The organism is Microbacterium sp. KNMS (assembly GCF_053851835.1).
Window position 1 is genome coordinate 179,941 of record NZ_JBSQBP010000002.1, and the last position, 25,125, is coordinate 205,065.

Genomic DNA, 25,125 nt, shown 5'->3' on the forward strand with positions numbered 1-25,125 from the left:
AGCGCGAGGACCCCATCGACCTGCACACCATGGCCGGCCTGCTCATCGACAGGGCCGAGGCCGCGAAGCGAAGGAGGTGACCCGTGGCCAACAGCGCGATCCTGTCCGTCCGGATCGTCGGCGACGCCGTCGACGCCGTCCGCACCTTCCAGGAGACCGAGGACCGGGCACTGCGCATGCAGCGCACGTTCGAGCGCGCCTCCCAGATCAGCGCCCTCGCGCTCGGCGCGATCACTGCCGCCGCGCTCGACGTCGCGGGCGCGGCGAGCGAGGCCGAGCAGGCCGCGGGCGCCGTCGAGAGCGTCTTCAAGGGCAGCTCTGACACGATTAAGGGCTACGCGCAGGACGCGGCCGACGCGGTCGGTCTGTCGACTACGAGCTACAGCAACCTCGCCGCGGTCCTCGGCGCGCAGCTGACCAACATGGGTCTCGCGGGCGGCGAGCTCACGACCCAGACCAACAACCTCATCGGGCTCGGCGCCGACCTCGCCGCCACGTTCGGCGGCACGACCGCCGACGCGGTCGCGGCCGTGTCGTCCCTCCTGCGCGGCGAGCGCGACCCGATCGAGCGCTATGGCGTCTCGATCAAGCAGGCCGACATCGACGCCCGCAAGGCCGCGCTGGGCCTCTCCGGGCTCACGGGCGAGGCCGCGCGCAACGCGGACATGCAGGCGACGCTCGCGATCCTCACCGAGCAGACCGCGGCCGCTCAGGGCCAGTTCCAGCGCGAGAGCGACACCGCCGCGGGCGCCCAGCAGCGCATGAACGCCGAGTGGGAGAACGCGCGCGCCGCGCTCGGCGAGGCGCTCCTGCCGCTGTTCTCGACGTTCGCGACCGTGCTCGGCGACGTCGCCCGCTGGATCGGGGAGAACCAGGCGCTCGTCGGGTTCCTCACCATCGTCATCGGCGGGCTCGCCGCGGCGATCCTCGTCGCGCAGGGCGCGCAGATCGCGTGGAACATCGCCATGGCCGCCAACCCGATCGGCCTCATCGTCCTCGCGATCGCGGCCGTCATCGGCATCATCGCACTGCTCATCGCCAACTGGGAGGACGTGCAGCGCGTCGTCGGCGAGGTGGTCGACAACATCGTCGCCTGGATCGACGACATGGTGAAGGGCATCCAGGACGCCGTCGGCTGGCTCGGCGACCTGCTCGGCTTCGACGGCAAGGGCATCGGCATCCAGGCCACGACCACCGGCACGGGCGCCGCCGCGAGCCTCACGGGCGTCGGCGCGGCCTCGACGCTCACCGACCCGCAGACAGCCGCGGCCAGCGCACCCGCCTGGGCGCTCGAGGGCGCACTCGCAGGCGTCCGCGGCGGCGACACGTACAACGTCACCGTCAACGGCGCGATCGACCGCGACGGCACCGCCCGCACGATCGAGGACCTGCTCGACCGCCGCTCGCGTCGCACCGGCCGCGGCGTCGCGAAGGAAGGCAGCTCGAGATGGCGCTGACCGACGCGCCGACCATCCGCATCGGCACCGAGACGATCTCCAAGACGTGGACCCTGACCGGCCGCATCGGGCTCGAGGGCCTCCGCATCACGTTCGGCCGGCGCTCGCACATCGACCGCGCACAGCCCGCGACCCTCTACTGCGAGATCCTCGACACCGACCAGCACCTCGAGGGCTACACGCACCTGACAGGCCAGCCGATCACCGTCGAGCGCGCCGCGTCCGACGTCGACCCCGCCCGCGTCATCTTCCGCGGCCGCGTGACCGACTACGACGTCGAGGTCGTCTGGATCAGCGACCCCGAGCTGTTCTACCGCCGCAAGGTGTGGAAGCTCGCGATCTCCGCGTCCGACCGGCTCGCCGATCTCGCTAACGCGATCCTCCCCGGCCCCGGCCAGGCGTTCGCCGCCGCGCTCGGCCCGTCCTACTGGGAGACGCAGAGCGCCGGGTCGCGCATCAACGCGATCCTCGCCCAGGGTGCCGGCGACATCATCGACAACCTCGACTGGCGCGACCCCTACCCGGCCACGGACGCGCCGCTCGTGCGCATGATCCCGTGGTCCGAGAAGCGCAGCGCCCTCGACCTCATCGAGGGCCTCTACAGCGCGCACCCGCTCGGATACCCGATCTACGAGCCGTCGACCAACAGCGTCCTGCTCGGCAAGCCCGCCGTCGCGGACAAGATCGCGCTCGCCTGGGATGGCGCCACGCTGCGCATCGAGGTCCGCAGCGGCTACGCGATCCCCGCGAGCAAGGTCGTCGTCCCCGAGGGCTACAAGGCGTCGACCGGGATCGAGGAGGCCGTGGACATCGTCCACGTCGCGTCCGGCTTCACGAGCGTCACCGACAACACGCAGGGCGGGTTCGACGTCGAGTACATCGAGACGATCGTGGAGCACGCCGTGCCCGGCTACGACCTCGTCGCGGGCGGACGCCGCGAGCTGCGCGTCGACGTCGACTACCAGTACAAGACGCCGCCGCCCGAGGTCGAGCCGACGCCCGACCCGACGAACGACTTCGCCTGGCCGTTCTCGCTCACGTACGTCACGAGCGAGTACGGCTGGCGCGAGAGCACGAACAGCTTCCACGCGGGCATGGATTTCTCCTACGGAGGCATCGGCGGGGCCGCCATCCATCCGGTCGGCGCGGGCGCCGTCTCGCGCAACGTCGCCTGGCACGCGGGCTGGGGCAACTACGTCGTGATCGACCACGGCAACGGCCTCGAGACGCTCTACGCGCACATGCAGCAGCCGTCCACCCTCCAGGTCGGCGAGGCCGTCACGAAGGCCACCACCCTCGGTTTCGTCGGCAACACCGGAAACAGCTTCGGCGACCACCTGCACCTCGAGACGTGGGTGAACGGGCAGCACATGAACCCGCGCACGTGGATGGACCAGTACGGCACCGCCCCGGCCGCCGCGGCCGCGTCCGAGCCCGGCCTCTGGCAGACGCAGATCGCCGCCGACACCGCCGCCGCCCTCGGGCAGCTCACCGGCAAGGCCGTCCTGCCGACGCTCCGCCTCGACTGGCGGCACTTCGAGTACGACTACGCCATCACGTACGGCTGGCTCGACACCGCCTGCAAGCAGGTGCCGGTCTACTTCCCGGGATCGGTGTTCGCCGACATGCTCGACGTCGGCAACGTGCATCAGATCATCGGCGGCACTCTCGTGTACGCGGACGGCGGCTGGACGCTCGACGCGACCGTCGCGCCCGCGCTGAAGGGCGGCACGAGCCTGACCGTCGCGCAGCTCGTCACGCTCGACGCTCCCGAGCTCCAGGACTTCGACGCGGACATCACCATCGCCGACCTCGGCAACGTCACGATTGGAGCCACCTAATGGGCGGCGTCACAGCACACGGCATCCGCTACCCGGACGGCACGAGCAAGGCCAAGAACCTCGGCCCCGAACTCAAGACCATGGCCGAGGACATCGACCGCGTCTACACCGACACGACCGACGGCGGCGTCCTGCACGAGCTCGTGGAGGACATTGCCGAGCAGGTCGTCCCGCCGATCGCACAGGCTGAGGTCGAAGAGCGGATGGGGGATTACGTCCCCCAGCCCGAGAAGTCGGTAGCCGCGTTCGACACGCCGTTCGTGTCTGAGAACGACTACGTCTTTGGAGGCGTGAACAACGACGGATCGGCCGGTTTCGTGAAGCCCATCGGGGGCCTGCCTTCGGTCGAATCTGCCGTACAGCAGCGCACGGCGCTCGTGTCTGAGAACGGATACATCTTCGGGTGGATCTACGACGACGGCACCGTCGAGTTCGTGAAGCTCGCGACCGGCACCGACGCGGGGGAGGGAGGCGGTATCGCCGAGGGACAGACAGTCTCCGACCGGTTCTCCATCTCGTGCGTCGGCGATTCGCTGACCGAGGGATTCGAGCTGAGCGGCGTCTGGCCGGCCGCAGACACCTGGCCGTACAAGCTCGGGCAGCTCAACCCCGGGGCCACGGTCCACAACCTCGGTGTCTCCGGTCTCACTGTGGACGAGATCGGCGTCTCCATCGGTGCGCTTCCGCTCGAGCTCACCGCCGCCGTCACTGTGCCGACGAGCGGCCCCGTGAACATTCCCATCCAGGCGGGTATCGGCTGGCGCCCGACCGGCACCAAGACGTTCCACGGACGGCTCGGCGGCATCCCCGGGACCGTGACCCGCGCGGAAGGCGCGACCACCACGTTGACCTTCGAGGCAGACGCCCTCGCGAGCGCTACCAACCTGCCAGCCGGGACGCAGTTCCTCGGCGATCCCAACACAAGGCGTTGGGATCTGCTCATCATCGGCGCCGGCCGGAATGACATCAGCTACAACGTCACGGGTGCCCACGGAGACGTCGTGACGCATGTCACGGCGGGCCTCGAGCGCATCGTCGGATGGATGCTCGCGCAGCGCAAGCGATTCCTGATCTGGGGGACGACGAACTCGACCGAGGAGACGACCGGAACGGGCAAGCACGCACAGGTGCTCGCCGTCAACGACTGGTGCAAGCGCAACTACCCGAACGTCTACATCGATATCCGCACCTGGCTCGTCAAGGACGCCATCTACGACATCGGCCTGACGCCGACGAGCGACGACCTCGCACACATGGCCGACGACGCGCCACCTCCGCAGATCATGAGCGACGCCATCCACTGGCACAAGAGCGTCGCCGCCCAAATGGCCCCGATCTTCGACCTGGCGCTGAGGCGTCGCGACTGGAAGGTGTGACCCCATGGCACGCGCAATCCGATTCCCCTTCGTCTGCACGGACACCGCCCTCGAGCGCGTCACCGACCCGCCCACGGCGATCCCGGGCGCCTACGCGGACTACCATGCCCGCACTCTGCCCCTCGGCGTCGCGCCCGCGACCTGGGAATCGCTCACCGGCAGTGCGCCACTCTCGACGGCGACGCCGCAGAGCTCGGAGGTCCTTGAAGAGAACGGCCGGCGCTTCCTCCGTCTCAACGGCGCGACCGCGTACAACAACAACGGCATCACCAACACTCTCCCGCGCACCCGCTTCATGCGCTTCAGGCTGCATCAGGTCATCCTGAACCGCGCGTTCCTCTCTAACGCGCATCCCGACATCGTCAACCTCGCCGTGATGAACACGGGGTACTTCGGCATGTACGCCGGTGCTTCGCTCATCTCCACCAAGGCCGCGGACACTGCATGGCACACCGCCGTCGCGGTCTTCAACGGCGCGAGCAGCGTCCTGCGCATCGACGGCGTCGAAGTGTCCGGCAGCGCGGGCGCCAACGCCGGGACCGGCTTCCGCGTCGGCGCGCAGGTCACCAACAACCTCTACTACCCGATCGACGTCGAGCGCGTCGGGTTCCTCACGACAGCGGCGGACGCGAGCACGCGCGCCGCGATCGAGGCGGCGCTCTCATGAGCCCGACCATCGAGTGGGTCCGTGACGGCGTCGGGTTCACGCCGCCCGCGGCAGCGTCGTTCCGTCGACTCGAGGCCGACCTCGGACGACAGGTCGACGTCAACTCGACCTTCCGCGACCCGGCGACGCAGGACGCCATGTACCGCGCCTGGCAGGACTACGTCAACGGCCGCGGACCCTACCCAGGCCATTCGCGCGCGCTCCCCGCGAGCGAATCCGTTCACTGCCAGGGCGAGGCGCTCGACTCGGACGACTGGACCACCCCCGGATTCATCGCCCTCGCCGCCGAGCACGGCTGGATCCGCACCGCGGCATGGGATCCGACCGAGCAGCACCACTTCGAATACCAGGCGTCCCGCGACGAGCACCGCGGCGAACAGCCCCAGACCACCACGACGGGAGAACCCGACATGTTCGTCATCCGAGACAAGTCCAACGGCAACTGCTTCATGGTCGACTACGGCCGGATCAAGCACATCGGCAACGCGGCCGACCTCGCCGCCGCGCGCGCTGCGTTCCCGTTCCGCGACGTCGACAACCGCGCCTTCCGCGTCGCGCTCATCGGGCTCGACATCCCCTACGAGAAGGCCGTCAAGGGCGCGGACTGGCGGCGATGACCGAAGGTGTTTCCGTCGCGCTTGTCACGACCATCGGCGGCATCCTCGTCGCCGTCATCGGCGTCCTCGGCGCGTCCATCAACAGCAAGCTCGGCCGCGTGCGCGCGCAGGTCGAGAACGACCACAGCACGAACCTCCGCGAAGAACTCGACGCGCGTCACAACGAGACGCGCGGATGGTTCTCAGCGATCTGGAACCGGCTCGAGTCAGGCGATCGAAAGTTCGACCACCTCGAGCGCCGGATATCGAACCTCGAACGAAAGGACCAGCATCATGAGCCTCCCCACGCAGACCCCGAATAGGTGGGTCCCGCGCCCCGAGCTGCGCGCCTGGCTGTACGCCATCGGTATCGCCCTCGCCGCGATGCTCGTCGGCTACGGCGTCTTCAGCGCCGAGCAGGGCGAACTCTGGGTCGCGCTGCTCGGCGCCATCCTCGGCGTCACGAACGCCGTCGCCGCGCGCAACCTGCCCCGGGACGGCGGGACGGAACCGCCCGCCGCCGACTAGGCAGCATGGGTGGCGTTGCGGCACCCGCACATGTCCGCCCAGACCTCGGGACGCCACTCGCAGAACGGCGTGGCGTCCCGAGCGAGGCGATCAATCCAAGTGGGCTTCGTCACGGAGATGTGGCCGCACTCCGGGCAGACGTCTGGCATGCCCATCAGGCTACCCGCACTCTGCCCGGGCAGCGTTACGCCGCCCACCTCGGCCGCCCAAGGTCGATCACCGTGCCGGCCGCTGCTCGCCGTCGGGCGTCGTCGTCCAGGTGCAGGTAGCGCTGCGTCGTCGCGAGGCTGGCATGGCCGAGCATCTCCTGCACCGCTCGCAGGTCGCCGGTCGCGCGGTATGCCGCCGTCGCGCCAGCGTGGCGCAGCGCGTGCGGATTCCAGCCCGTGACGCGCTTCACGATCTTGTGCACCGACTGTGTGTGCAGGTGCCCGTCCGTCTCGCCGGGGAAGTAGTAGCCGCGGGGGAGCTCGCGCTCGATCTGCTTGAGCGCGGCGAGCAGGGGATCGTTGAGGTACACGATCCGTTCCTTGCCGCCCTTCCCGAGCACGCGCAGCCGATCCCCGTCGCGATCGCGCATGTGCGCGCGGGTCATCTCGCTCAGCCTCAGGCATCCGTACCGGCCGAGCATCACGAGCGCGCGATCACGCAGCGAGGCTCCGCGCAGCGCGTCCGCGACGTCGCGATCGGGTGCCACCTTCGGCATCTTCACTGGCACTGGGATCGAGCCGAGCGGCAGCGTCGGGTCGGCCATCACGAGCCGCTTGCGTGTCGCCCACCCGTAGAAGAGTCGCCAGCTCGCGAGGATCGAGTGCCGCGTGTCAGGTGCCAGATGCCGGGTCGCCGCGAGCGCGGCCGTCAGGACGTCGTCGTCGGCCAGCGTCAGCGTGGTTCGTCGCGCGAGCTGGCGCACGTGCCGCATGCGCAGCGCCACCGTGCCATTCGCTCGCCCGGTCGCCTCGAGCCACGTCCCGAAGCGCCGGATCACCTCATCGTTCTGCATGTGGGTACCTGTCACCCCCCTATGCCTACCCGGGCAGTCTGACCGGGATACTGTGAGCGCCTAGCGGTGAATCCTGCCCGTCTCCCGATCGAGAATCGACCACGCATCGCGCGCGGGCTCGCCGAGCCGCCGCGACGCGACGGCGTCGAATGCCACGTCCCACTCGGTGACGACCCGCTCCGCCTCATCGAGCACCGCGTAGCGCTTCATGCCACACCCCACGTCTTGCGCGCGAAGTCGGCCTCGATCACCGTCGAGGGCTTAGAACCGGCAGGTTCTTGGTTCGAGTCCAAGCCGGGGAGCTGAGAAGGGCCCGTCCATCGGACGGGCCCTTTCCCTTTGCCCTCGGCGCTTCAGCGGGTGGCCCGCGTCCCAGGGGAATCGGCGTCGCGGAGGCTTGCTCCCCACGCATTTTTCGAGGCTTGCTCCCCGCGCATTGTTCCCGGTAACATCCAGGCAGGCGCCGACGCGGTCGTGTGCACCTCGAGGAGGAGGGTGCAGAAGTGCCATCAACGAAAACGATATCGATCCGTCGCGAGGGTCACTACGGCGCCTGAACCCCTTGCGGGATCTCCGGATCCCGCTGCCTTCGTGCGCCTTCTCGGGCCATGCGCGAGGCACGACCCCCGTGACATCCACCATGGACAAAGGAGTGCAGCAAGTGAGATCACGACACATCCGTCCCCGCGGGCGGCGACGCCGCGCAGCGGCGGCTCTCGGCATCGCGACGCTGATCGCGTCGTCGGTCACGCTGGCCGGTCAGGTCGCCTATGCGGCACCGGAGGCCGTCGCGGCGCCCGTCCCGGCGGAACTCGGCACCGCGCCGGAGCCGCCCGCCGTTCCCGGCAGCCTCCTGCCGGATGGGCGATTCGTGGAGGATGCCTCCGGCTGGACCAGCCAGCGCGGTGGCACGCTCGCCCTCAGCGACGACGCCGCGAGCGGCGCGCACTCGCTCTCGGTGACGAATCGCGAGAACACGCAGTCAGGCCCGTTCGCCGACGTCCAGGGGAAGCTCGAGCTCGGCGCGACGTACCGCATGACCGGGAAGCTCAAGTACGACGAGGGCGCCGCCGCACAGCAGTTCAACTTCACGTTCTGCCCGTCGAACTTCAACGGGTGCGTCGACTACGGGAACTCGTTCACCAAGGGCCAGTGGGGCACGTTCACACGGGAGTTCACGGCCGAGGATCGTCACGTCGCGGCGTCGTGGTTCTTCGTCGAGACGCCGTGGGGGTCGTCGGCCCTTCAGGATTTCAAGGTCGACGAGCTCTCGCTGGTGAAGATCGCCGACGCTCCTGAGGCGCCGGCGTACACGAACCTGGAGTCGGTCCAGACGAAGCCGATCGGCGACCACAACCCCCTCGTGGGGCACAAGTTCGGGGCCGATCCGCACCACCTGATCTACAACGGCCGGCTCTACATCTACTCCACGGACGACACCCAGCAGTACGAGGCGAACAGCAAGGACGCGAACGGACTCCCGACTCAGCCGAACGGCTACGGAGCGATCACCCGTCTCAACGTCATGTCGACCAGCGACATGGTCAACTGGGTCGACCACGGCAGCGTTCCGATCGCACGCGAAGGAGGTGCGGCTCCGTGGGCGCGCAACTCCTGGGCGCCCGCCGCCATCGAGAAGGATGGCAAGGTCTACCTCTACTTCTGCGACAGCGGCACAGGGACCGCGGTCGTCGTCGGAGGGTCGCCGCTCGGCCCCTGGACGGACCCGGTGGGCAAGAAGATCATCCCCGACACGGTCTCACCGGAGTACATCGCGAACGGCGGCTTCCCCGCGGGCATGTGGCTGTTCGACCCCGAGGTGTTCATCGACGACGACGGTCAGGGGTACCTGTACTTCGGCGGCAACTCTGTCATCGGCACGAGCCCCAACCAGCAGGGGCCCCAGAACCCGAAGTCGACGCGCGTGGCCAAGCTGGAAGACGACATGGTGACGCTCGCCGGCGACCCCGTCGAGATCGATGCCCCGGGCATCTTCGAGGCCTCGAGCATGTTCAAGCACGATGGCCGGTACTACTACTCGTACTCGTCGAACTTCCAGGTGACGCCCGAGCCCGGCAAGTACCCCGAGCGCGGAGCGATCGCATACATGATGACGGACGATCCGATGGACCTGTCCTCCGCGAAGTACGCGGGTGTGGCGTTCCAGAACCCCGCCGTGCACTTCGGCGCGGGCAACGGCGGCAACAACCACTCCGACATGTTCACGTTCAAGGGCGAGACGTACCTCACCTACCACGCTCAGACCCGCGGTGCCGCGTGGGCCGCGGCGCTCGGCACGCCGGGTGCCACCCAGGGATACCGCTCGGTCCACATCGACAAGCTCGAGTTCAACGAGGACGGCACGATCAAGCCGGTCCAGGGCACGCGCGCAGGCGTCGATCAGGTCGAGAGCTTCGATCCGTATCGCACGTTCGAGGCGGAGACGCTCGCGTGGCAGCTCGGCATCAGCACCGAGCAGGCCGACGCCCCGTCCGTGGAGTTCCCCGAGCACAACGGCGGCGGCAACATGCTGCTCGCCGACGTGAACGACGGCGACTTCGCCGCGGTCGCCGGGGTCGACTTCGGCGACGGGGCGAAGACCGTGTCCGCACGGGTCAAGCCACTCGTCGAAGGCGCCAGCGTCCAGGTGCGTCTCGACGATGTCGACGGACAGGTCGTCGCGGAGATCCCCGTCGACGGCACGCTCGGGAAGTGGACGACGGTCGAGGCGCCGGTCACCGGCGCGACCGGCGAGCACGACGTGTTCTTCGTGTTCGCCGGGGCGGATGGCGCGGCAGCGGACGCGGATCTGCTGGAGGTGGACAACTGGGCGTTCGCGGCGGACGACGCGCTCGCCTTCACCGTCGAGGTGCTCGACCGCTGCCTGGCCGGCAAGCAGATCATGCAGACCGTGCGGGTGGTGAACGAGGACGATGTGGCGGCGACCTTCGTCGTCGAGTCCGCGTTCGGACGGCGTGAGCTGGGCGCCGTCGATCCCGGTGCCGCGAGGTCGGCCGCGATCAACACGCGGCACTCGCAGGTCGACGCGGGCTCGCTGACGGTCACGGCGACGGCGACCGTGGACGGAGAGCAGGTCGAGGTGCAGCGCGACATCCCGACCGAGGCCGCCAGCTGCGGCTGACGTCGCGCGCGGATGCGGGGCCGGTCGGGAGTCTCCGACCGGCCCCGTGCCGTTGCACCGAGCGCCGCACCCCCGCGCGAGGTGTCGAACCCGCGCCGAGCCCCGCGCCGCCGCCGCCCCTCTCGGCGCCAGCGAACACACTCGGCGCCAACCGACACGCGCTCGCGCAACCCCTCGACGCGCGCGGCGCGCTCTCGATAGCGTCGCAGGCATGACCAAGACGAGTGCGAGCATCCTCATCCTCGGCGCGGGCGGCGATCTCACGAAGCGGCTCCTCCTGCCCGGGCTGGCGAGCCTTCTCACCCGACGCGAGTACGACGTTCAGGTGATCGGAGCAGGCCTCGACGACCGCAGCGATGTGTGGGACGAGATCGTCCGCACGAGCTTCGAAGCCGCCGACGTCGGAGCCGACCCCGACGCGCTCCTCGATTCCACCGAGTACATCCCCGCCGACGCGACGAGCGCCGAGGACCTGAAGCGCCTCCTCGATGCGTGCGCGCACACGCCCGTCATCTACTTCGCGCTGCCGCCCGCGGTGAGCGCCAAGGTCTGCGAGGCGCTGCGCGAGGTCGAGCTGCCCGAGGGCACGCGACTCGCTCTCGAGAAGCCGTTCGGGACCGACCTCGAGAGCGCGAGGCGTCTCAATCGCCTGCTCACGCTGCTCGTCCCCGAGGAGCAGATCTTCCGCATCGACCACTTCCTCGGGATGTCGATGGTGCTGAACGTGCTGGGCCTGCGGTTCGCGAATCGCGTGCTCGAGGGCGCATGGCGTGCCGAGCATGTCGAGCGCGTCGAGATCGTCTTCGACGAGACGCTCGCGCTCGAGGGCCGTGGCGGGTACTACGACAGCGCGGGCGCCCTCGTCGACATGCTCCAGAGCCACCTGCTCGAGGTGCTGTCGCTCGTCGCGCTGGAGCCGCTCCCGCGACTCGACCAGGCCGAGCTCCGCTCCAACATCGCGCAGGTGCTGCGCAGCACTCGCGTCTGGGACGATGACCCCGTCGCCGCGTCGAAGCGCGCGCGGTACACGGCCGGGCGCGTGGGGGAGAGGGACCTCCCTTCCTACGTCGACGAAGAGGGTGTGGACCCGGCCCGCGAGACCGAGACGCTCGCTCAGATCACGTGCGCCGTCGACACGCCGCGCTGGCGCGGGGTGCCGTTCGTCCTCCGGTCGGGCAAGGCCATCTCGGCCGATCGCACCACGGTGACCGTCCGCTTCAAGCCGGCGCCGGAGATCCCGGGCTTCATCGGCGAGCCGAAGAGCGACAGCATCGTGCTCGACCTGCTCTCGGGCGAGGTCGCCCTCGACCTCTCCATGAACGGGAGCGGCGATCCGTTCACTCTCGAGCAGACGCGCCTGTCCACCGACAAGGCCCCGGGCGACCTCCTCCCGTACGGGCAGGTGCTCGAGGGCATCCTCGACGGCGACCCGCTGCTCTCGGTCCGCGGCGACATCGCGGAGGAGTGCTGGCGCATCGTCGCCCCGGTTCTCGATGCGTGGCGCGAGGGGTGCGTGCCGCTCGAGGAGTATGCGGCCGGCAGCGCGGGCCCCGACGGATGGGGGACCGCGGCGGGCTGACCCGTCACTCGACCGGGTCGCGAGCGGGCAGGGGCGTCCCCGAGCTCTCGCGCGCCTCGGCGGGCGTCGGCTCCTTCTCGCGCGTGCCGGTCGCCTCCGCATCGCCTTCGCTCGCGCCGCGCACGTGCGGGGCCAGGTCGTCGCGCCCGCGTCGCGCGATGTCGATCGCGTCGGCGGCGCGGACCAGCGCGAGGTGGGAGAGCGCCTGCGGGGTGTTGCCCATCTGCCGACGGCGCACGGGGTCGTACTCCTCGGCGAGCAGCCCCACGTCGTTGACGGCCTCCAGGGCTCGTGCCATGAGCGCCTCGGCGTCCTCGAGGCGCCCCGACCCCGCGTACTGCTCGACGAGCCAGAAGGAGCACGCGAGGAACGGATGCTCTTCGCCCGCGAGACCGTCGACCCCGGACGAGGTCCGATAGCGCAGCAGCAGCCCGTCCGCCATGAGGTCCTCCTCGATCGCGGCCACCGTGCCCGTCATGCGCTCGTCGTCCGGAGCGAGGAATCCGATCTGCGGCAGCTGGAGCAGGGCCGCGTCGACCTCGTCGGTGTCGTAGTGCTGCCGGAACGAGCCGCGCCGCTCGTCGAATCCGCGCGCGAGGATCTCCGCGCGGATGGTGTCGGCGAGCTCCTGCCACCGGTCCGCGTCACCGGGCAGGCCGAACTCGCGCACACCGCGCGCCCCGCGATCGAAGGCGGCCCAGACCATCGCGCGGGAGTGCGTGAAGTGCCGCTCGTCGCCGCGGATCTCCCAGATCCCGTGATCCGGCCGCTGCCAGTTGTCGGCGAGGAACGCCAGCAGCGCCCGCTGCAGCGGCCACGACGCGGCTGTCTCCTCAAGGCCTGCGACGCGGGCGCCGTGCAGCGCCACCATGACCTCGCCGAAGATGTCCCATTGACGCTGCCGGTATGCGCCGTTGCCGATGCGCACCGGTCGAGCGCCGCCATGGCCGCGCAGTCCTTCGAGCTCGAACTCCGGCAGGCGGCGCTCGCCCCCGATCCCGTACATGATCTGGACATCCGCGGGATCCCCGGCGATGGCGCGCAGCAGCCATCCGCGCCATTCCTCCGCCTCCTCGCGGTAGCCGTGCGTCAGCAGCACGGCGATCGTGAGCGCCGCGTCGCGCAGCCAGACGTACCGGTAGTCCCAGTTGCGCACGCCGCCCTCGGTCTCGGGCAGGCTCGTCGTGGCGGCCGCCGAGATGCCGCCGGTGTCCTCGTCGGTGAGCGCCCGGAGGACGAGCAGCGAGCGCCGCACCTCCTGCGCGTGCGGGGCGGGCGGCGCACTGCGTCGCGCCCACTCGCGCCACCAGTCGAGTGTCAGATCGAGCGCTGCGTCGACGTCGAGCGGCTTCGGCGGACGACGATGCGACGGGTACCACGTGAGCACGATGTCGATCGTCTGCCCCTCAGACACCGCGTGCTCACCGCGGTGCTCAAGCCCCTGCGCCCGCACGCGCGGCCCGCGCCGGATGATCGAGTCGGGCCCCGCTGTCGCGAGGATCGCGGGGCGGTCTCCGTACTCGATCTGACGGACCCAGGGAAGCGCGGCGCCGTAGTCGAATCGCACCGCGAACCGCTCCGAGAACGCGACCGAGCCGCGCAGCCCGCGGATGCGCCGCACGAGATTGGGCCGGCTGTCGCCGAGCGGCATGAAGTCGAGCACCTCGGCCTCGCCGTCGGGCGTCTGCCAGGTGGTCCGCAGAACGAAGGTGTCGTCGATGTACGAGCGTCTCGACGTCGCCGTCTCGTCGACAGGGCGGACAGACCAGCGGCCCGCGCGCTCGTCGTCCAGGAGCGCGGCGAACAGAGATGAGGAGTCGAAGCGCGGCAGGCAGAGCCAGTCGATGCTGCCCGTCCGCGAGACGAGCGCCGCGGTGTGGAGGTCGCCGACGAGTGCGTAGTCCTCGATGGGGGCGGATGGTGCCGCCTGCGGTGGGCGCGGATGGTGCGAAGCCATGCGCCCCACCGTAGGCGGGCACGGGGGCGAGCGAAACGCCCTTGCGCTCAGCGGTTGGAGTCGCGCAGCGTTCCGGTGAGCTCCTCGCCGGGCATGTAGGCCATGCACTGGATGAGCCGGTCGGCGACCGAGGGGTCGCTCCACGTGTCCTCGAGCGGCGTGAGGTAGGTCACGTAGAGCTCGGACTGGTCGTAGGGGAGCCCGATGAAGGCCTCGAACGCTTCGCCCGTGCAGCCTTCCTCCGCCGCGGTGTCGACGGCGGCCTCGCCGGGCCACTCGCCGTCCTCCATCTCGAACTCGTGGTAGACCTCGGAGTCGTGCGGCTCGTCGCACGGGACGACCTCGATGTCGGTCACCTCGCCTTCGGCGGTGGCGCCGGTGCAGTCGCCGACCTCGAGCGAGAAGACGTCGACCGTGCCACCCTCGGTGACCTCCTGCGTCTCCTCGTCGCGCGCGGCGGTCTCGCCGTTGAGCAGGTTGGCGATGCTCGAGCACCCGCCGAGCGAGAAGGCCAGGGCGACGGCGGCACCCGCGACGAGGACGCGACGGGTCGGGTTGGTGCGAATCATGGGGTCACTCTCCTGTGTGCGTAGGTCGGGGCACCAGAAGCCTCACGCCCGCACCCCACTCAGAACGCTACGCGTCGCCTCGATCCTCGCGCAAAGCGAGCAGGCTCAAAAGAGCCCTTCCGCGCGGCGGCGCTCAGGCGTCGAGGTCGTCGACGCCGGGCATCCAGCTCACGCCAGGACGGCCCCACCCGCGCTTCTTCGAGATCTTCTGCGCCGTCTTCCAGTCCCGCTCGGAGAGGCGGTCGACGTAGACGACGCCCTCGAGGTGGTCGAACTCGTGCTGCATGATGCGCGCGCGCCATCCGTCGACCTCGATGCGGACCGGAGCACCCTCGAGGTCGATCCCCGTGACGACGACCCGGTCGGAACGGCGCAGCGGGAAGCGCTCGCCGGGGAACGAGAGGCAGCCCTCCGACTCGAGGTCCTCGTCGGGGTCGCCCGGCTCGAGCGGCACCATCCAGAGCTCGGGGTTGATGATCTCGCCGCGCCAGGGGTTCCCGTCGTCGTCCTCGTACGTGTAGGTGTAGATGCGCAGGCCGACGCCGACCTGCGGCGCCGCGAGCCCGACACCGGGCGCGGCGTCCATGGTCTCGTACATGTCGCGGACGAGCGTGCGGATCTCGTCGGTGATCTCGTCGACGGGCGAAGCGGGGGCGTGCAGGACGGGATCGCCCCAGATGCGAATCGGCAGAACGGCCATCCCTTCAGGGTAGTCGGCGCGATCGGGCGTTAGTCTCGGTGGGTGACCTGGGGAACCTCGGAGGCCATGAGCCTGGCAGCGGCGGACATCGGCGAGCAGCTCGTCGGCGCATTCGAGAACCCCGGCCTGCTGCTCGGCATCCCGCTCGCGATCGCGGGTGCCGTCTTCATGTCGCTCGGCGCCCAGTACCAGAGCCGCGGCGTGAAGAAGGTCGAGCGGCTCGCCGGCGCCGAGGGCCGCGCAGGCCTCGGGGCCGCGCACCTCCTGCGCCTCATGTCCCGCCCGTCGTGGATCATCGGGACGATCCTGCTCGGCGTCGCGATCATCTGCCAGCTGAGTGCTCTCGCCGTCGCACCGCTCATCGTCGTGCAGCCGCTCGGAGCGATCTCCCTCGTCATCACGACCCTGCTGAACGCGCAGATCACGGGCCACATGCCGACCCGGAACTCGATCACCGCCATCGGCCTGTGCGTCGGCGGCATCCTCGTCTTCGTGCTCGTCGCGGCGCTCTTCGCGACCGAGCGCTCGATCACCGACTTCGAGCTGCTCGTGGTGCTCGCGATCCTGCTCGCCGTGATCATCCTTCTCGGCGCGGCTTGGCTCATCCTGCGCCGCCGGATCGGCGCGCTCTTCTACATCACGGCCGCCGGCGCGCTCTACGGGTTCGTCGCGACGCTCGCGAAGATCGTCATCAAGCGCTTCCAGGCGGGCGACGTGGACTGGACCGTCTGGCTCTGCATCGTCGCGCTCGTCGCGGCCGCTGCCGCGGGCGGGTACTTCGTGCAGACCGCGTACGCGTCGGGGCCGCCCGACCTCGTGATCGCCGGCCTCACGGTGATCGACCCGATCGTCGCGGTGCTCATCGGCGCGATCGTCCTCGGCGAGGCGGCGAACGCCCCGCTGTGGGCGCTCATCGTCTTCGTCGTGGTCGGCGCGGTCGCGTCGCTCGGCGTCTTCCTCCTCGCGCGGCACCATCCGCAGGTCGTCAGCGAGAGCCAGGAGCTGTCGATCCGACGCGGCTCGGGTGGCGAGGACGGCGACCGAGCGGATGGCCAGAGCGGGTCGTCGGCGCTGGACGCGCTGCGCGCGGCGCGCGACCCCGAGGATCTCCTCTCGCGGCGCAACGGGCCGCGAGACGGCGAGGAGGGCTCGGGCCTCGACGCGCGATAGGCTCTAGGGCTGTACGGGGCGGTGGCCAAGCTGGTTAAGGCAGTGGGCTCATAACCCAACGATCGTCGGTTCAAGTCCGACCCGCCCTACTCCCGCATGGCGTCGTGCGTGGGTCATGTGCCCCATCTCGACGGATGGCGCTCAGACTCTCCCGCGGACGATGCCGTGCCAGTACAGCTGGGGGAGCACCCACCGATCGAGTGCCAACCACCACGGGCGCGGCCGGAGCGGGTCGAGCAGCGGGATGGTCCGCATGACGCGGTGAGTGCGGCTGTCGTACTCGCCGAACACGAGTGCGCGCCGCGACGTCGTGATGGGTGCGACGGTATAGCCGTCGTACTCGAGGAGGGGCCGACCGGAGCGGCGCCGAGGGATGTTCTCGACCACCGTCTTGACCTGGTGACGGAGTGCGCCGCCCGTGCGGGCATCGCCGAGGTCGGCCGCGTCGCCGAGTGCCCAGATGTGCGGATGGTCGCGGTGCTGCAGGGTGCGTGGGTCCACGTCGACGAATCCCTGCGTCTGCTCACCGGCGAGCCCCGATTCGCCGACGAAGGCGGGAGCGCGGTACGGCGGGAGCAGATGGATGAGGTCCGCTGCGATCCGAGCTGTTCCCTCTGGTCCGTCGACGGCCAGCGTGTCCTGTTCGATGCTCTCGACGCGCGTCGAGGCGAGGACCTCGACTCCGTAGTCGTCGATCGCCGTCCGGATGGCCGCAGCGATCTCATCGACGGGATGGAGGCGGTCGGCGTCGTGCACGAGCACGACCCGGAGGTCGCGGAGAACGCCCCGGCGTCGCCAGTGATCGCAGGCCAGGAAGAGAGGTTTCAGCGCGGTCTCCCGACCCGAGGCGGGCTGCCCGTGCAGCGTGAACACGGCCGTCCCGCGGTCGAGAGCGCGGATCCTGTCCCAGGTGCGTTCGACATGCTCGAGCTCGAACGATGTGCAAGCGATGCCGTCTCGAAGCGCCCGCCGCGCGCCCGGCAGCGACTCCCAGTCGGTCTCGGCGCCGCACGCGATGACGACATCCCCAGCGACGAGGATCGTGCCGTCCGCGAGCATGACCTCCCGGCGGCCCGCATCGACCCGCTGCGCCGTCGACGGATAGAGGCGGACGCCCTGGGGGACAAGCGAGGTCTGGGCCCGCACGAGTTCGTCACGCCGAGCGAGACCGCCCGCGACGTAGTTCTGCAGCGGTTTGTAGACATGGTGCGCCGACGGCTCGATGAGCGCGACGTCCGGGCATCCGCGCTTCCGCAGTCGCGCAGCGAGCGACATGCCCCCGTTTCCGCCGCCGATCACGATGACGTCGTGACGTCGCGGGCTCCGAGCAACCGTCTCTGCCATGTCTCGAGGGTCGAGGACACCGCGGGATGTGTCGATGGGGTTGACGTCTCCGCGCGGCGCAGCGAGCATCCGCGAATGGAGCCGCCGGGCATCCACTAGATTCGCGTCGTGAGCCGAGAGACAGCGAGTCGCATGATCCGCACGATCGTCGTCGTGTGCACGGGGAACATCTGCCGGTCGCCGATGGGGGAGGTCGTGCTGCGCGACCGCTTCGCATCCGCCGGGATCGACGTCACGCTGCGCTCAGCCGGCATCAGCGCGGAGGAGCTCGGAAACCCGATCGACCCGCGCGCGGCATCCGTCCTCGCCGAGAGCGGCTATCGGGTCCCAAGCCGGACCGCGCAGGTCGTGAGCCATGACGACCTCGACGCCGACCTGCTGCTCGCGATGACGGAGCTTCACCGCGCGTCGCTTCTGCGCCAGGGCGCGGACCCCGCGCGAACCCGTCTGTGGATGGAGTTCGTCCCCGGTGCCGAGACTCGCGATGTCACGGATCCCTGGTACGGCGACCGCTCCGACTTCGAGGAGACGCTCTCGCTCATCGAAGCCGGAGCACCGGCCATCCTGGATCTGGTCCGGGAGTCTCGCGCGGTCACGCCGGCGGAGTGATCAGTCCGCCATCGAATCCAGGATGCCGCGCAGCGCCTCGATGGTCGTGCGCGGGTTGATGATGGCGAAGCGGGCGTTCGTCCGCCCCTCATGCCCGCTCGGCGTGACGAAGGCCCGCTGCTCGTCGAGCAGGCGAGCGGACCAGTCCTCGTAGTCATCCTTCGACCATCCGTCGCGCTCGAACACCACGACCGAGAGCTGCGGCCGGCGCAGGAGCGTGAGGTACGGACGCCGCTCGATCTCGTCGGCGATCTCCTGCGCGAGCTCGAGCGACGCGGAGATGGCCGAGCGGTAGGCGGCGGCGCCGTAGGAGGCGAGCGAGAACCAGAGCGGGAGCCCGCGCGGGCGGCGCGTCAGGTGGGCGGCGAAGTCCGACGGGCTCCAGTCGGCCTTCTCTGTGAGCGTGTCGAGGTACGCGGCGTGCTGAGTGTGCGCACGGCGCCCCTTCTCGGGGTCGCTGTAGATGAGCGCGCACGCGTCGAACGGCGCGAAGAGCCACTTGTGCGGGTCGACGATCACCGAATCCGCATGCTCGACGCCCGCGAAGAGGTGGCGATGGGATGGCGCGAGCATCGCCGAGAGACCGTACGCGCCATCGACGTGGAGCCAGATGCCCCGTGCGCGCGTCACCTCGGAGATCGACGCCACATCGTCGACGATGCCGAAGTTCGTCGAGCCCGTCGTCGCGACGACGGCGAACACGCTCTCGCCGTGCTCGTCGAGCGCCGCCCGCACGGCGTCGCCGCGCAGGACTCCGTCGGCATCGGGTGCGACACCCACGACGTCGACGTCCATCACCCGGGCCGCCGATGCGATCGAGGAGTGCGCCTCCTCGCTGCACACGACCTTCCAGCGGGCAACCGTGCGCCCCGCCGAGCGCGCAGACTCCCGCGCGGCGACGAGTGCCGAGAGGTTGCCGAGCGTGCCGCCCTGCACGAAGACCCCGCCGGCGGTCGCGGGCAGGCCGAACTCCGCTGCGAGCCACGACAGCACCTGGTTCTCGGCGTAGACGGCGCCGGCGCCCTCGAGCCAGGACCCTCCGTAGAGCCCGCTCGCCGACACGACGACGTCGAATGCGGCGGCCGCCTTCGTCGGCGCACACGGGATGAAGGAGAGGTAGCTCGGGTCGTCTGTCGTGATGCACGCGGGCGCGAGCGTCTCCGTGAAGTGCGCGAGGGCCCGCTCGGCACCGAGGCCCTCCTCGCTGATCGTCTGTCCGACGAGGGCGTCGAGTGCCGCCTCGGTCTGCGGCTTGTCGAGGGGGGTGTCCTCCGCGAGGAGTCGCTCGCGGGAGTAGCTCAGCACGAGGTCGACGACCTTGCGGTTCTCGCCAGTGATCTCGTGCATGCGCGTCGCGGATGTCGAGGTGCTCAATGTGGCTCCTTGTCGAGGGAATGGGACTTCGGTGCAGTATGGTGCACGGTATGGATGTGACGACGACGGCCCTGTCTGCGGCGATCGGCGCGCGCGTGCGCCAGGAGCGGCAGGCCCGCCGCTGGACTCTGGACGCGCTCGCTGAGACCGCGGGCGTGAGCCGTCGCATGCTCGTGAACGTGGAGCAGGGCGCGACCAACCCGAGCGTTGGGATCCTGCTCCGGATCAGCCAGGCGCTCGGCATCGGGCTGCCCGCCCTCGTCGAGAATCCGCAGGTCGCCGCCGTGAAGGTCACGCGCAGGGGCGAGGGATCGATTCTCTGGCGCGGCGACAGGGGAGGGGCGGGGGTCCTCCTGTCGGGAACCGAGTCGCCCGACGTGCTCGAGCTCTGGGACTGGACGCTGCAGCCCGGAGAACGGCACGAGAGCGAGGAGCACGCGACCGGGACGAAGGAGCTCCTGCAGGTGCTCGACGGCGACCTCGAGGTCACGGTCGGCGAGCAGACTCACCCGCTCGCGACCGGAGACGTCATCGCCTTCTCGGGCGACGCGCCGCATGCGTACGCCAACCCCGGCTCGGCCCCCGCGCGGTTCACGCTCTCCGTCTTCGAGCCGGGCGTCGGATCGCCGAAGGCCTCCGAGACGCACGGCGACTGACCTACCGCCGCGCACGGCGACGGCGCGCGACCGAGCCTGATTCGTCATTGAACAGCTCCCTTCGAAAGCTCCGCCCACTATAGAGCACGGCAGTGCGCACTCCGCGCACAGCAGTGCATCATCGGATGCGCGTGGGGCCATCAGTGACAGCGAGGCGGGCGGATGGAACGACACGCTTGTGATTTGACGCGCGGGCGGGTCATAATGCAGGGAGAACTGAAGAGGAGTCGCCGGATCGCCGGGTCAGGTCGTAGGGGAAGACGCACCTGACGAACGGAGAAGATCATGGCGACACCCATCGCGCGCGGAGTGGTCTATATCCACTCGGCGCCACGAGCGCTGTGTCCGCACCTGGAGTGGGCGGTCGGCCGATCTCTCGGCCGAGCCGTGAACTTCGAGTGGCAGGACCAGCCGGTGCTGCACGGCGCGCGTCGCACGGAGTACTACTGGGAGGGCCCCGCCGGCACCGGCGCCGCCCTCGCGACCGCCATCCGCGGATGGGAGCACCTCCGGTTCGAGGTCACGGAGGATCCCACTCCGCGCAGTGACGGCGGCCGCTGGATGCACACGCCCGATCTCGGCATCCACTACGCGCAGATGGACTCGGCGGGCAATGTCGTGATCCCCGAGGATCGCGTTCGCTACGCGATGGAGATCGCGGGCTCCGACCCGTTCGAGCTCCGTCGCGAGCTGGACGTCGCCCTCGGCAGCGCATGGGATCAGGAGCTCGAGGCCTTCCGCGCCGCCGGCGACGACTCGCCGGTCGTGTGGCTGCACCAGGTCGGCTGAGCCCGCGGCGGGAGCCGCGTCCCGCCGTCCACAGACTGCAGACGCCCCAGGAGAGAACTCCTGGGGCGTCTCGCTGTCCGCTGTGGGATCAGCCGTCGTACGAGGCGAACGCGATGACCGCGTTGTGTCCGCCGAAGCCGAACGAGTTGCTGATCGCGAGCTGGGGGCCGTCGCCGAGCGGCTGAGGCTGGCCGGACAGCTTGAACGGCACCTCGGGGTCCTGCTCGGTGATGTTGATCGTCGGGGGAGCGACGCGGTCGCGCAGCGCGAGCACCGTGTAGACCGCCTCGAGAGCGCCCGTGCCGCCGAGGAGGTGCCCGGTGGACGCCTTCGTGGCGGAGACGGGGATCTCGTCGATGCGGTCGCCGAACACGCGCTTGAGGGCGACGTACTCATTCGGATCGCCGACCGGCGTCGAGGTCGCGTGCGCGTTGATGTGGGTGACGTCGTCGGGCTGAGCGCCCGCGACCTCCAGGGCCTGCTGCACGGCGCGCGCCGCACCCCAGCCCTCGGGGTCGTTGCCCGTGATGTGATACGAGTCCGCGGTGACGCCGCCTCCCACGAGGTAGGCGTAGATCCGCGCACCGCGAGCCTTCGCGTGCTCCTCGGTCTCGAGCACGAGCGCGGCCGCGCCCTCGCCCATGACGAAGCCGTCGCGGTCGATGCTGCCTGGACGCGATGCCGTCGCGGGATCGTCGTTCCGGCGCGAGAGAGCCTGCGCGGAGGCGAAGGAGGCCACCGTGATCGGGTGGATGGCCGACTCGGCGCCGCCGGCGATGACGACGTCGGCGAGCCCCTGCTGGAGGTGCTCGTACGCGTTGTAGAGCGACTCCGTGCTCGATGCACAGGCGCTCACGACCGTGCGCGCGTACGCCTTCGCGTTGAACTGCAGCGAGAGGTTGCCGGCAGCCGCGTTCGGCATGAGCATGGGCACCGTGAGCGGCATGACGCGGCGGGGGCCCTTCTCACGAAGGGTGTCCCATGCGTCCAGCAGCGTCCACACGCCGCCGATGCCGGTCGCGAAGTCGACGCCGAGGCGCTCGGGCGCGACCTCGGGCTCTCCGGCGTCCGCCCAGGCCTCGCGTGCCGCGATGAGCGCGAACTGCGTCGAGGGGTCGAGGCGCTTGGCCTCGTGGCGGGGGAGCACCTCCTCGGGCCGGACGATCGCCTCAGCGGCGAAGGTCACCGGGAGCTGGTACTTCTCGACCCAGTCGTGCTCGAGCGTGCGGGCGCCGGAGACGCCTGCGAGGAGATTGCGCCAGTTGTCCTCGACGTTGCCGCCGATGGCGGACGACGCGCCGAGGCCCGTGACGACGATGCGCTTGGTCATGGCTTGGTTCCCTGTGTTCCTCGGAAGTGCAGATCGGGCGTCACGCCGAGTCGGCGCGACCGCGCGGCGTGACGCCCGGAAGCCTCACTGGTTGGCGGTGATGAAGTCGACGGCGTCCTTCACCGTCTTGAGGTTCTTGACCTCCTCGTCGGGGATGGTCACGCCGAACTTCTCCTCGGCGTTGACCACGATCGTCATCATCGAGATCGAGTCGATGTCGAGGTCGTCCGTGAACGACTTCTCGAGGGCGACCTCGGAAGCGTCGATGCCGGTCTCGTCGGTGATGAGCTCAGCCAGTCCGGCGAGGACCTCGTCGTTCGTGAATGCCATGGGTTTCTCTCTTTCAGGGTTGGGTGATCAGAATCCGGGTCGGGAACCGCCCATCAGTCTAGAGGCGGAGGCGGCCCGATCCGTGGAACGTCAGGGCAGGACGACGACCTGAGCGGCGAAGACGAGCCCCGCGCCGAAGCCGATCTGGAGCGCGAGACCGCCCGAGAGCTCGGGGTTCTCCTCGAGCAGGCGGTGCGTCGCGAGCGGGATGGACGCGGCAGACGTGTTGCCCGTGTCGGCGATGTCACGAGCGATCGCGACCGTGTCGGGCAGCCCGAGCTGCTTGGCGAACTCGTCGACGATCCGCATGTTCGCCTGGTGGGGGATGAACGCCGCCAGGTCCGACGGTTCGACCCCTGCGGCCTCGAGCGTCTGCTTGGCGACCTTCGCCATCTCCCACACCGCCCAGCGGAAGACCGTCTGGCCCTCCTGGCGCAGCGTCGGCCACTCCGCCTCGCCGTCGCGGAACGCCGTGAGCGTCGCGTTCATGCGCACGGCCTCCGACTTCGACCCGTCGGAGCCCCACAGGGTCTGGGACACCCCGGGCGTCTCGCTCGGGCCGAGCAGAGCGGCACCCGCACCGTCGCCGAGGAGGAACGAGATCGAGCGATCGGTGGGATCGACGATGTCGCTGAGCTTCTCCGTGCCGATGACGAGCGCGTACCGCGCCGCGCCCGAGCGGATCAGCGCGTCGGCCTGCGCCACCGCGTAGCAGAAGCCCGCGCACGCGGCGTTGATGTCGTACGCCGCGGCCGGGTTCGCGCCGACGCGGTCGGCCACGATCGCCGAGACGGATGGCGTCTGCCGCGGGTTGCTGATCGTGGCGACGATGACGAGGTCGATATCGGAGGGATCGACGCCCGAGCGCTGGACGGCCTCCGTCGCCGCGTCGGCCGCGAGCTCGACGGCCGTCGTCGCCTTGTCGGCGCGCACGCGCGTGATGATGCCGGTGCGCTGGCGGATCCACTCGTCGCTCGAGTCGATCGGCCCGACGAGGTCGTCGTTGGGCACGGCGTTCTGGCCGCGCGCGGCGCCGTAGGCGTAGATGCGCGAGTGGGCGCTGCCGGTGGCTTCCTTCAGCGTGGGGGTCGTCATCCTGCTCTTCTTCTCCTCACTCACGCGAGCAGCGCCGCTGCCGCGTCGAGATCATCCGGGGTCTTCACCGCGACCGTCGGCACGCCCTTGAGCCCGCGCTTCGCGAGCCCGACGAGAGCGCCCGCGGGCGCGAGCTCGATGAGCCCCGCGATCTCCGCGTCGGCGAACGATGTCATGCACAGGTCCCACCGCACCGGGTGGCTCACCTGGTGGACGATGAGCTCGAGCGCACGGCGCCCGGTCGCCACCGTCGTGCCGTCGCTGTTGGTCCAGAGCGGGAGCGCGGGATCGCCCACCTCGGCGATCCCCTCGACGGCCTCCTGCAGCGGGCCCGTGGCGGGAGCCATGTACGACGTGTGGAAGGCGCCGGCCACCTGAAGCGGGATGACCCGCGCTCCACGCGGAGCGGACGCGGCGAGGGCGGCGAGAGCGTCCGTCGCTCCGGCCGCGACGATCTGCCCGCCGCCGTTGTAGTTGGCGGGCTCGAGGCCCGCGTCGGCGATCGCCTGGAGCACCTGCTCCTCGACGCCGCCCACGACAGCGCTCATGCCCGTCTCCGCCTGGGCGGCCGCCTCGGCCATCGCGCGGCCGCGCAGGCCGACGAGCCGCATGCCGTCCTCGAATCCGATCACGCCGGCGGCGACGAGCGCGCCGATCTCGCCGACCGAGTGGCCGGCCACCCCGCCCGGGGCGGACGCGCGCGCCTGCAGGGCCTCGTACGAGACGAGGCTCGCTGCGACGATGAGCGGCTGAGCGACCCGCGTGTCGCGGATGCGGTCGGCGTCCCACTCCGTTCCGGCCGCGATGAGGTCGACCTGAGCGGCGTCGGAGGCGGCCTCGAGGCGCTCGCGCACCCCGTCGAGCTCGAGCCAGGGGCTGAGGAATCCGGGCGTCTGGGACCCCTGTCCGGGGAATGCGGCGACGATCACCTGACCATCATGCCAACCGGAACGGCGGCTCGCTGGCGAGATCGTCACAAGAATCCTCGGATCCGTTGTGCGTGGCGGACACCT

The 25,125-nt window shown here is 70.1% G+C and carries 24 protein-coding genes and 1 tRNA gene; 14 read left to right on the plus strand and 11 right to left on the minus strand.

What is annotated here, in order from left to right; all coding sequences use genetic code 11:
- Positions 1-83 precede the first annotated feature (83 nt).
- From ACWXWW_RS02185 to ACWXWW_RS02215, 7 genes are read left to right on the plus strand one after another with little or no spacing between them, the layout of a single operon-like run.
- Positions 84-1,457, plus strand: coding sequence for a hypothetical protein (locus tag ACWXWW_RS02185; RefSeq protein WP_455968473.1), 1,374 nt, complete (start codon positions 84-86; stop codon positions 1,455-1,457).
- Positions 1,448-3,298 carry a M23 family metallopeptidase gene (locus ACWXWW_RS02190; RefSeq protein WP_455968475.1) on the plus strand — a complete coding sequence of 617 codons (1,851 nt, stop codon included), beginning with the start codon at positions 1,448-1,450 and terminating at the stop codon, positions 3,296-3,298. Before ACWXWW_RS02185 ends, ACWXWW_RS02190 begins: the two co-directional genes overlap by 10 nt.
- Positions 3,298-4,674 carry an SGNH/GDSL hydrolase family protein gene (locus ACWXWW_RS02195; RefSeq protein ID WP_455968476.1) on the plus strand — a complete coding sequence of 459 codons (1,377 nt, stop codon included), beginning with the start codon at positions 3,298-3,300 and terminating at the stop codon, positions 4,672-4,674. Before ACWXWW_RS02190 ends, ACWXWW_RS02195 begins: the two co-directional genes overlap by 1 nt.
- A gap of 4 nt (positions 4,675-4,678) precedes the next feature.
- Positions 4,679-5,341, plus strand: a complete 663-nt coding sequence (locus ACWXWW_RS02200; protein WP_455968477.1) for a hypothetical protein — start codon at positions 4,679-4,681, stop codon at positions 5,339-5,341.
- On the plus strand, positions 5,338-5,958 hold the full coding sequence (locus tag ACWXWW_RS02205) for a hypothetical protein (protein WP_455968479.1): 621 nt from the start codon (positions 5,338-5,340) through the stop codon (positions 5,956-5,958). The genes ACWXWW_RS02200 and ACWXWW_RS02205 overlap by 4 nt, the downstream gene beginning before the upstream one ends.
- Entirely contained in the window at positions 5,955-6,260 is a 306-nt protein-coding gene (locus tag ACWXWW_RS02210) for a hypothetical protein (protein WP_455968481.1), read from the plus strand. The genes ACWXWW_RS02205 and ACWXWW_RS02210 overlap by 4 nt, the downstream gene beginning before the upstream one ends.
- Positions 6,232-6,465 carry a phage holin gene (locus tag ACWXWW_RS02215; protein ID WP_455968482.1) on the plus strand — a complete coding sequence of 78 codons (234 nt, stop codon included), beginning with the start codon at positions 6,232-6,234 and terminating at the stop codon, positions 6,463-6,465. Before ACWXWW_RS02210 ends, ACWXWW_RS02215 begins: the two co-directional genes overlap by 29 nt.
- 184 nt (positions 6,466-6,649) lie before the next feature.
- On the opposite strand, the gene ACWXWW_RS02220 is transcribed toward ACWXWW_RS02215, so the two are convergent.
- Together ACWXWW_RS02220 and ACWXWW_RS02225 are read right to left on the minus strand one after the other, a co-directional pair.
- Positions 6,650-7,468, minus strand: coding sequence for a tyrosine-type recombinase/integrase (locus ACWXWW_RS02220; protein ID WP_455968484.1), 819 nt, complete (start codon positions 7,466-7,468; stop codon positions 6,650-6,652).
- 60 nt (positions 7,469-7,528) lie between these two features.
- The gene (locus tag ACWXWW_RS02225; RefSeq protein ID WP_455968485.1) at positions 7,529-7,678 is read right to left on the minus strand and encodes a hypothetical protein; all 150 of its coding nucleotides are present in this window, start codon (positions 7,676-7,678) and stop codon (positions 7,529-7,531) included.
- 451 nt (positions 7,679-8,129) lie between these two features.
- On the opposite strand from ACWXWW_RS02225, the gene ACWXWW_RS02230 reads away from it, so the two are divergent.
- Both ACWXWW_RS02230 and ACWXWW_RS02235 read left to right on the plus strand, forming a co-directional pair.
- On the plus strand, positions 8,130-10,610 hold the full coding sequence (locus ACWXWW_RS02230; RefSeq protein ID WP_455968486.1) for a family 43 glycosylhydrolase: 2,481 nt from the start codon (positions 8,130-8,132) through the stop codon (positions 10,608-10,610).
- A 211-nt stretch (positions 10,611-10,821) separates the two neighbouring features.
- Positions 10,822-12,189, plus strand: a complete 1,368-nt coding sequence (locus tag ACWXWW_RS02235; protein ID WP_455968489.1) for a glucose-6-phosphate dehydrogenase — start codon at positions 10,822-10,824, stop codon at positions 12,187-12,189.
- A 4-nt stretch (positions 12,190-12,193) separates the two neighbouring features.
- Here ACWXWW_RS02235 and ACWXWW_RS02240 read toward each other — a convergent pair whose 3' ends face one another.
- The 3 genes from ACWXWW_RS02240 to def form a co-directional block, all read right to left on the minus strand.
- Positions 12,194-14,146: a glycoside hydrolase family 15 protein gene (locus ACWXWW_RS02240; RefSeq protein WP_455968491.1), complete on the minus strand. Its 1,953-nt coding sequence runs from the start codon at positions 14,144-14,146 to the stop codon at positions 12,194-12,196.
- Between the two features lie 47 nt (positions 14,147-14,193).
- Positions 14,194-14,715, minus strand: a complete 522-nt coding sequence (locus ACWXWW_RS02245) for a septum formation family protein (protein WP_271171883.1) — start codon at positions 14,713-14,715, stop codon at positions 14,194-14,196.
- 133 nt (positions 14,716-14,848) lie between these two features.
- Positions 14,849-15,415, minus strand: a complete 567-nt coding sequence (gene def / locus ACWXWW_RS02250) for a peptide deformylase (protein WP_271171882.1) — start codon at positions 15,413-15,415, stop codon at positions 14,849-14,851.
- 66 nt (positions 15,416-15,481) lie between these two features.
- On the opposite strand from def, the gene ACWXWW_RS02255 reads away from it, so the two are divergent.
- A complete protein-coding gene (locus ACWXWW_RS02255) occupies positions 15,482-16,585 on the plus strand; it encodes a DMT family transporter (protein WP_455968550.1) in 1,104 nt (367 codons plus the stop codon).
- Positions 16,586-16,600: 15 nt separating this feature from the next.
- Positions 16,601-16,674 (plus strand) — tRNA-Ile (locus ACWXWW_RS02260).
- Positions 16,675-16,726: 52 nt separating this feature from the next.
- Here ACWXWW_RS02260 and ACWXWW_RS02265 read toward each other — a convergent pair.
- Positions 16,727-17,929, minus strand: a complete 1,203-nt coding sequence (locus tag ACWXWW_RS02265) for an NAD(P)/FAD-dependent oxidoreductase (protein WP_455968493.1) — start codon at positions 17,927-17,929, stop codon at positions 16,727-16,729.
- A gap of 108 nt (positions 17,930-18,037) precedes the next feature.
- Between ACWXWW_RS02265 and ACWXWW_RS02270 the strand changes: the two genes are divergently transcribed.
- Positions 18,038-18,538 carry a low molecular weight protein-tyrosine-phosphatase gene (locus ACWXWW_RS02270; RefSeq protein ID WP_455968495.1) on the plus strand — a complete coding sequence of 167 codons (501 nt, stop codon included), beginning with the start codon at positions 18,038-18,040 and terminating at the stop codon, positions 18,536-18,538.
- Here the strand turns inward: ACWXWW_RS02270 and ACWXWW_RS02275 are convergent, their stop codons facing one another.
- Complete coding sequence (locus tag ACWXWW_RS02275; RefSeq protein ID WP_455968551.1) at positions 18,539-19,885, minus strand: pyridoxal phosphate-dependent decarboxylase family protein; 1,347 nt, start codon at positions 19,883-19,885, stop codon at positions 18,539-18,541.
- Positions 19,886-19,962: 77 nt separating this feature from the next.
- On the opposite strand from ACWXWW_RS02275, the gene ACWXWW_RS02280 reads away from it, so the two are divergent.
- Complete coding sequence (locus tag ACWXWW_RS02280) at positions 19,963-20,568, plus strand: helix-turn-helix domain-containing protein (RefSeq protein WP_455968497.1); 606 nt, start codon at positions 19,963-19,965, stop codon at positions 20,566-20,568.
- A gap of 285 nt (positions 20,569-20,853) precedes the next feature.
- The gene (locus ACWXWW_RS02285; RefSeq protein WP_455968499.1) at positions 20,854-21,357 is read left to right on the plus strand and encodes a DUF3145 domain-containing protein; all 504 of its coding nucleotides are present in this window, start codon (positions 20,854-20,856) and stop codon (positions 21,355-21,357) included.
- Positions 21,358-21,445: 88 nt separating this feature from the next.
- Here ACWXWW_RS02285 and ACWXWW_RS02290 read toward each other — a convergent pair whose 3' ends face one another.
- From ACWXWW_RS02290 to ACWXWW_RS02305, 4 genes are all read right to left on the minus strand, one after another.
- On the minus strand, positions 21,446-22,687 hold the full coding sequence (locus ACWXWW_RS02290) for a beta-ketoacyl-[acyl-carrier-protein] synthase family protein (protein WP_271171877.1): 1,242 nt from the start codon (positions 22,685-22,687) through the stop codon (positions 21,446-21,448).
- Between the two features lie 84 nt (positions 22,688-22,771).
- Positions 22,772-23,017, minus strand: coding sequence for an acyl carrier protein (locus ACWXWW_RS02295; protein ID WP_271171876.1), 246 nt, complete (start codon positions 23,015-23,017; stop codon positions 22,772-22,774).
- A 90-nt stretch (positions 23,018-23,107) separates the two neighbouring features.
- Positions 23,108-24,112: a beta-ketoacyl-ACP synthase III gene (locus ACWXWW_RS02300; protein WP_455968501.1), complete on the minus strand. Its 1,005-nt coding sequence runs from the start codon at positions 24,110-24,112 to the stop codon at positions 23,108-23,110.
- A gap of 20 nt (positions 24,113-24,132) precedes the next feature.
- Entirely contained in the window at positions 24,133-25,041 is a 909-nt protein-coding gene (locus ACWXWW_RS02305) for an ACP S-malonyltransferase (protein ID WP_271171874.1), read from the minus strand.
- Positions 25,042-25,125 lie beyond the last annotated feature (84 nt).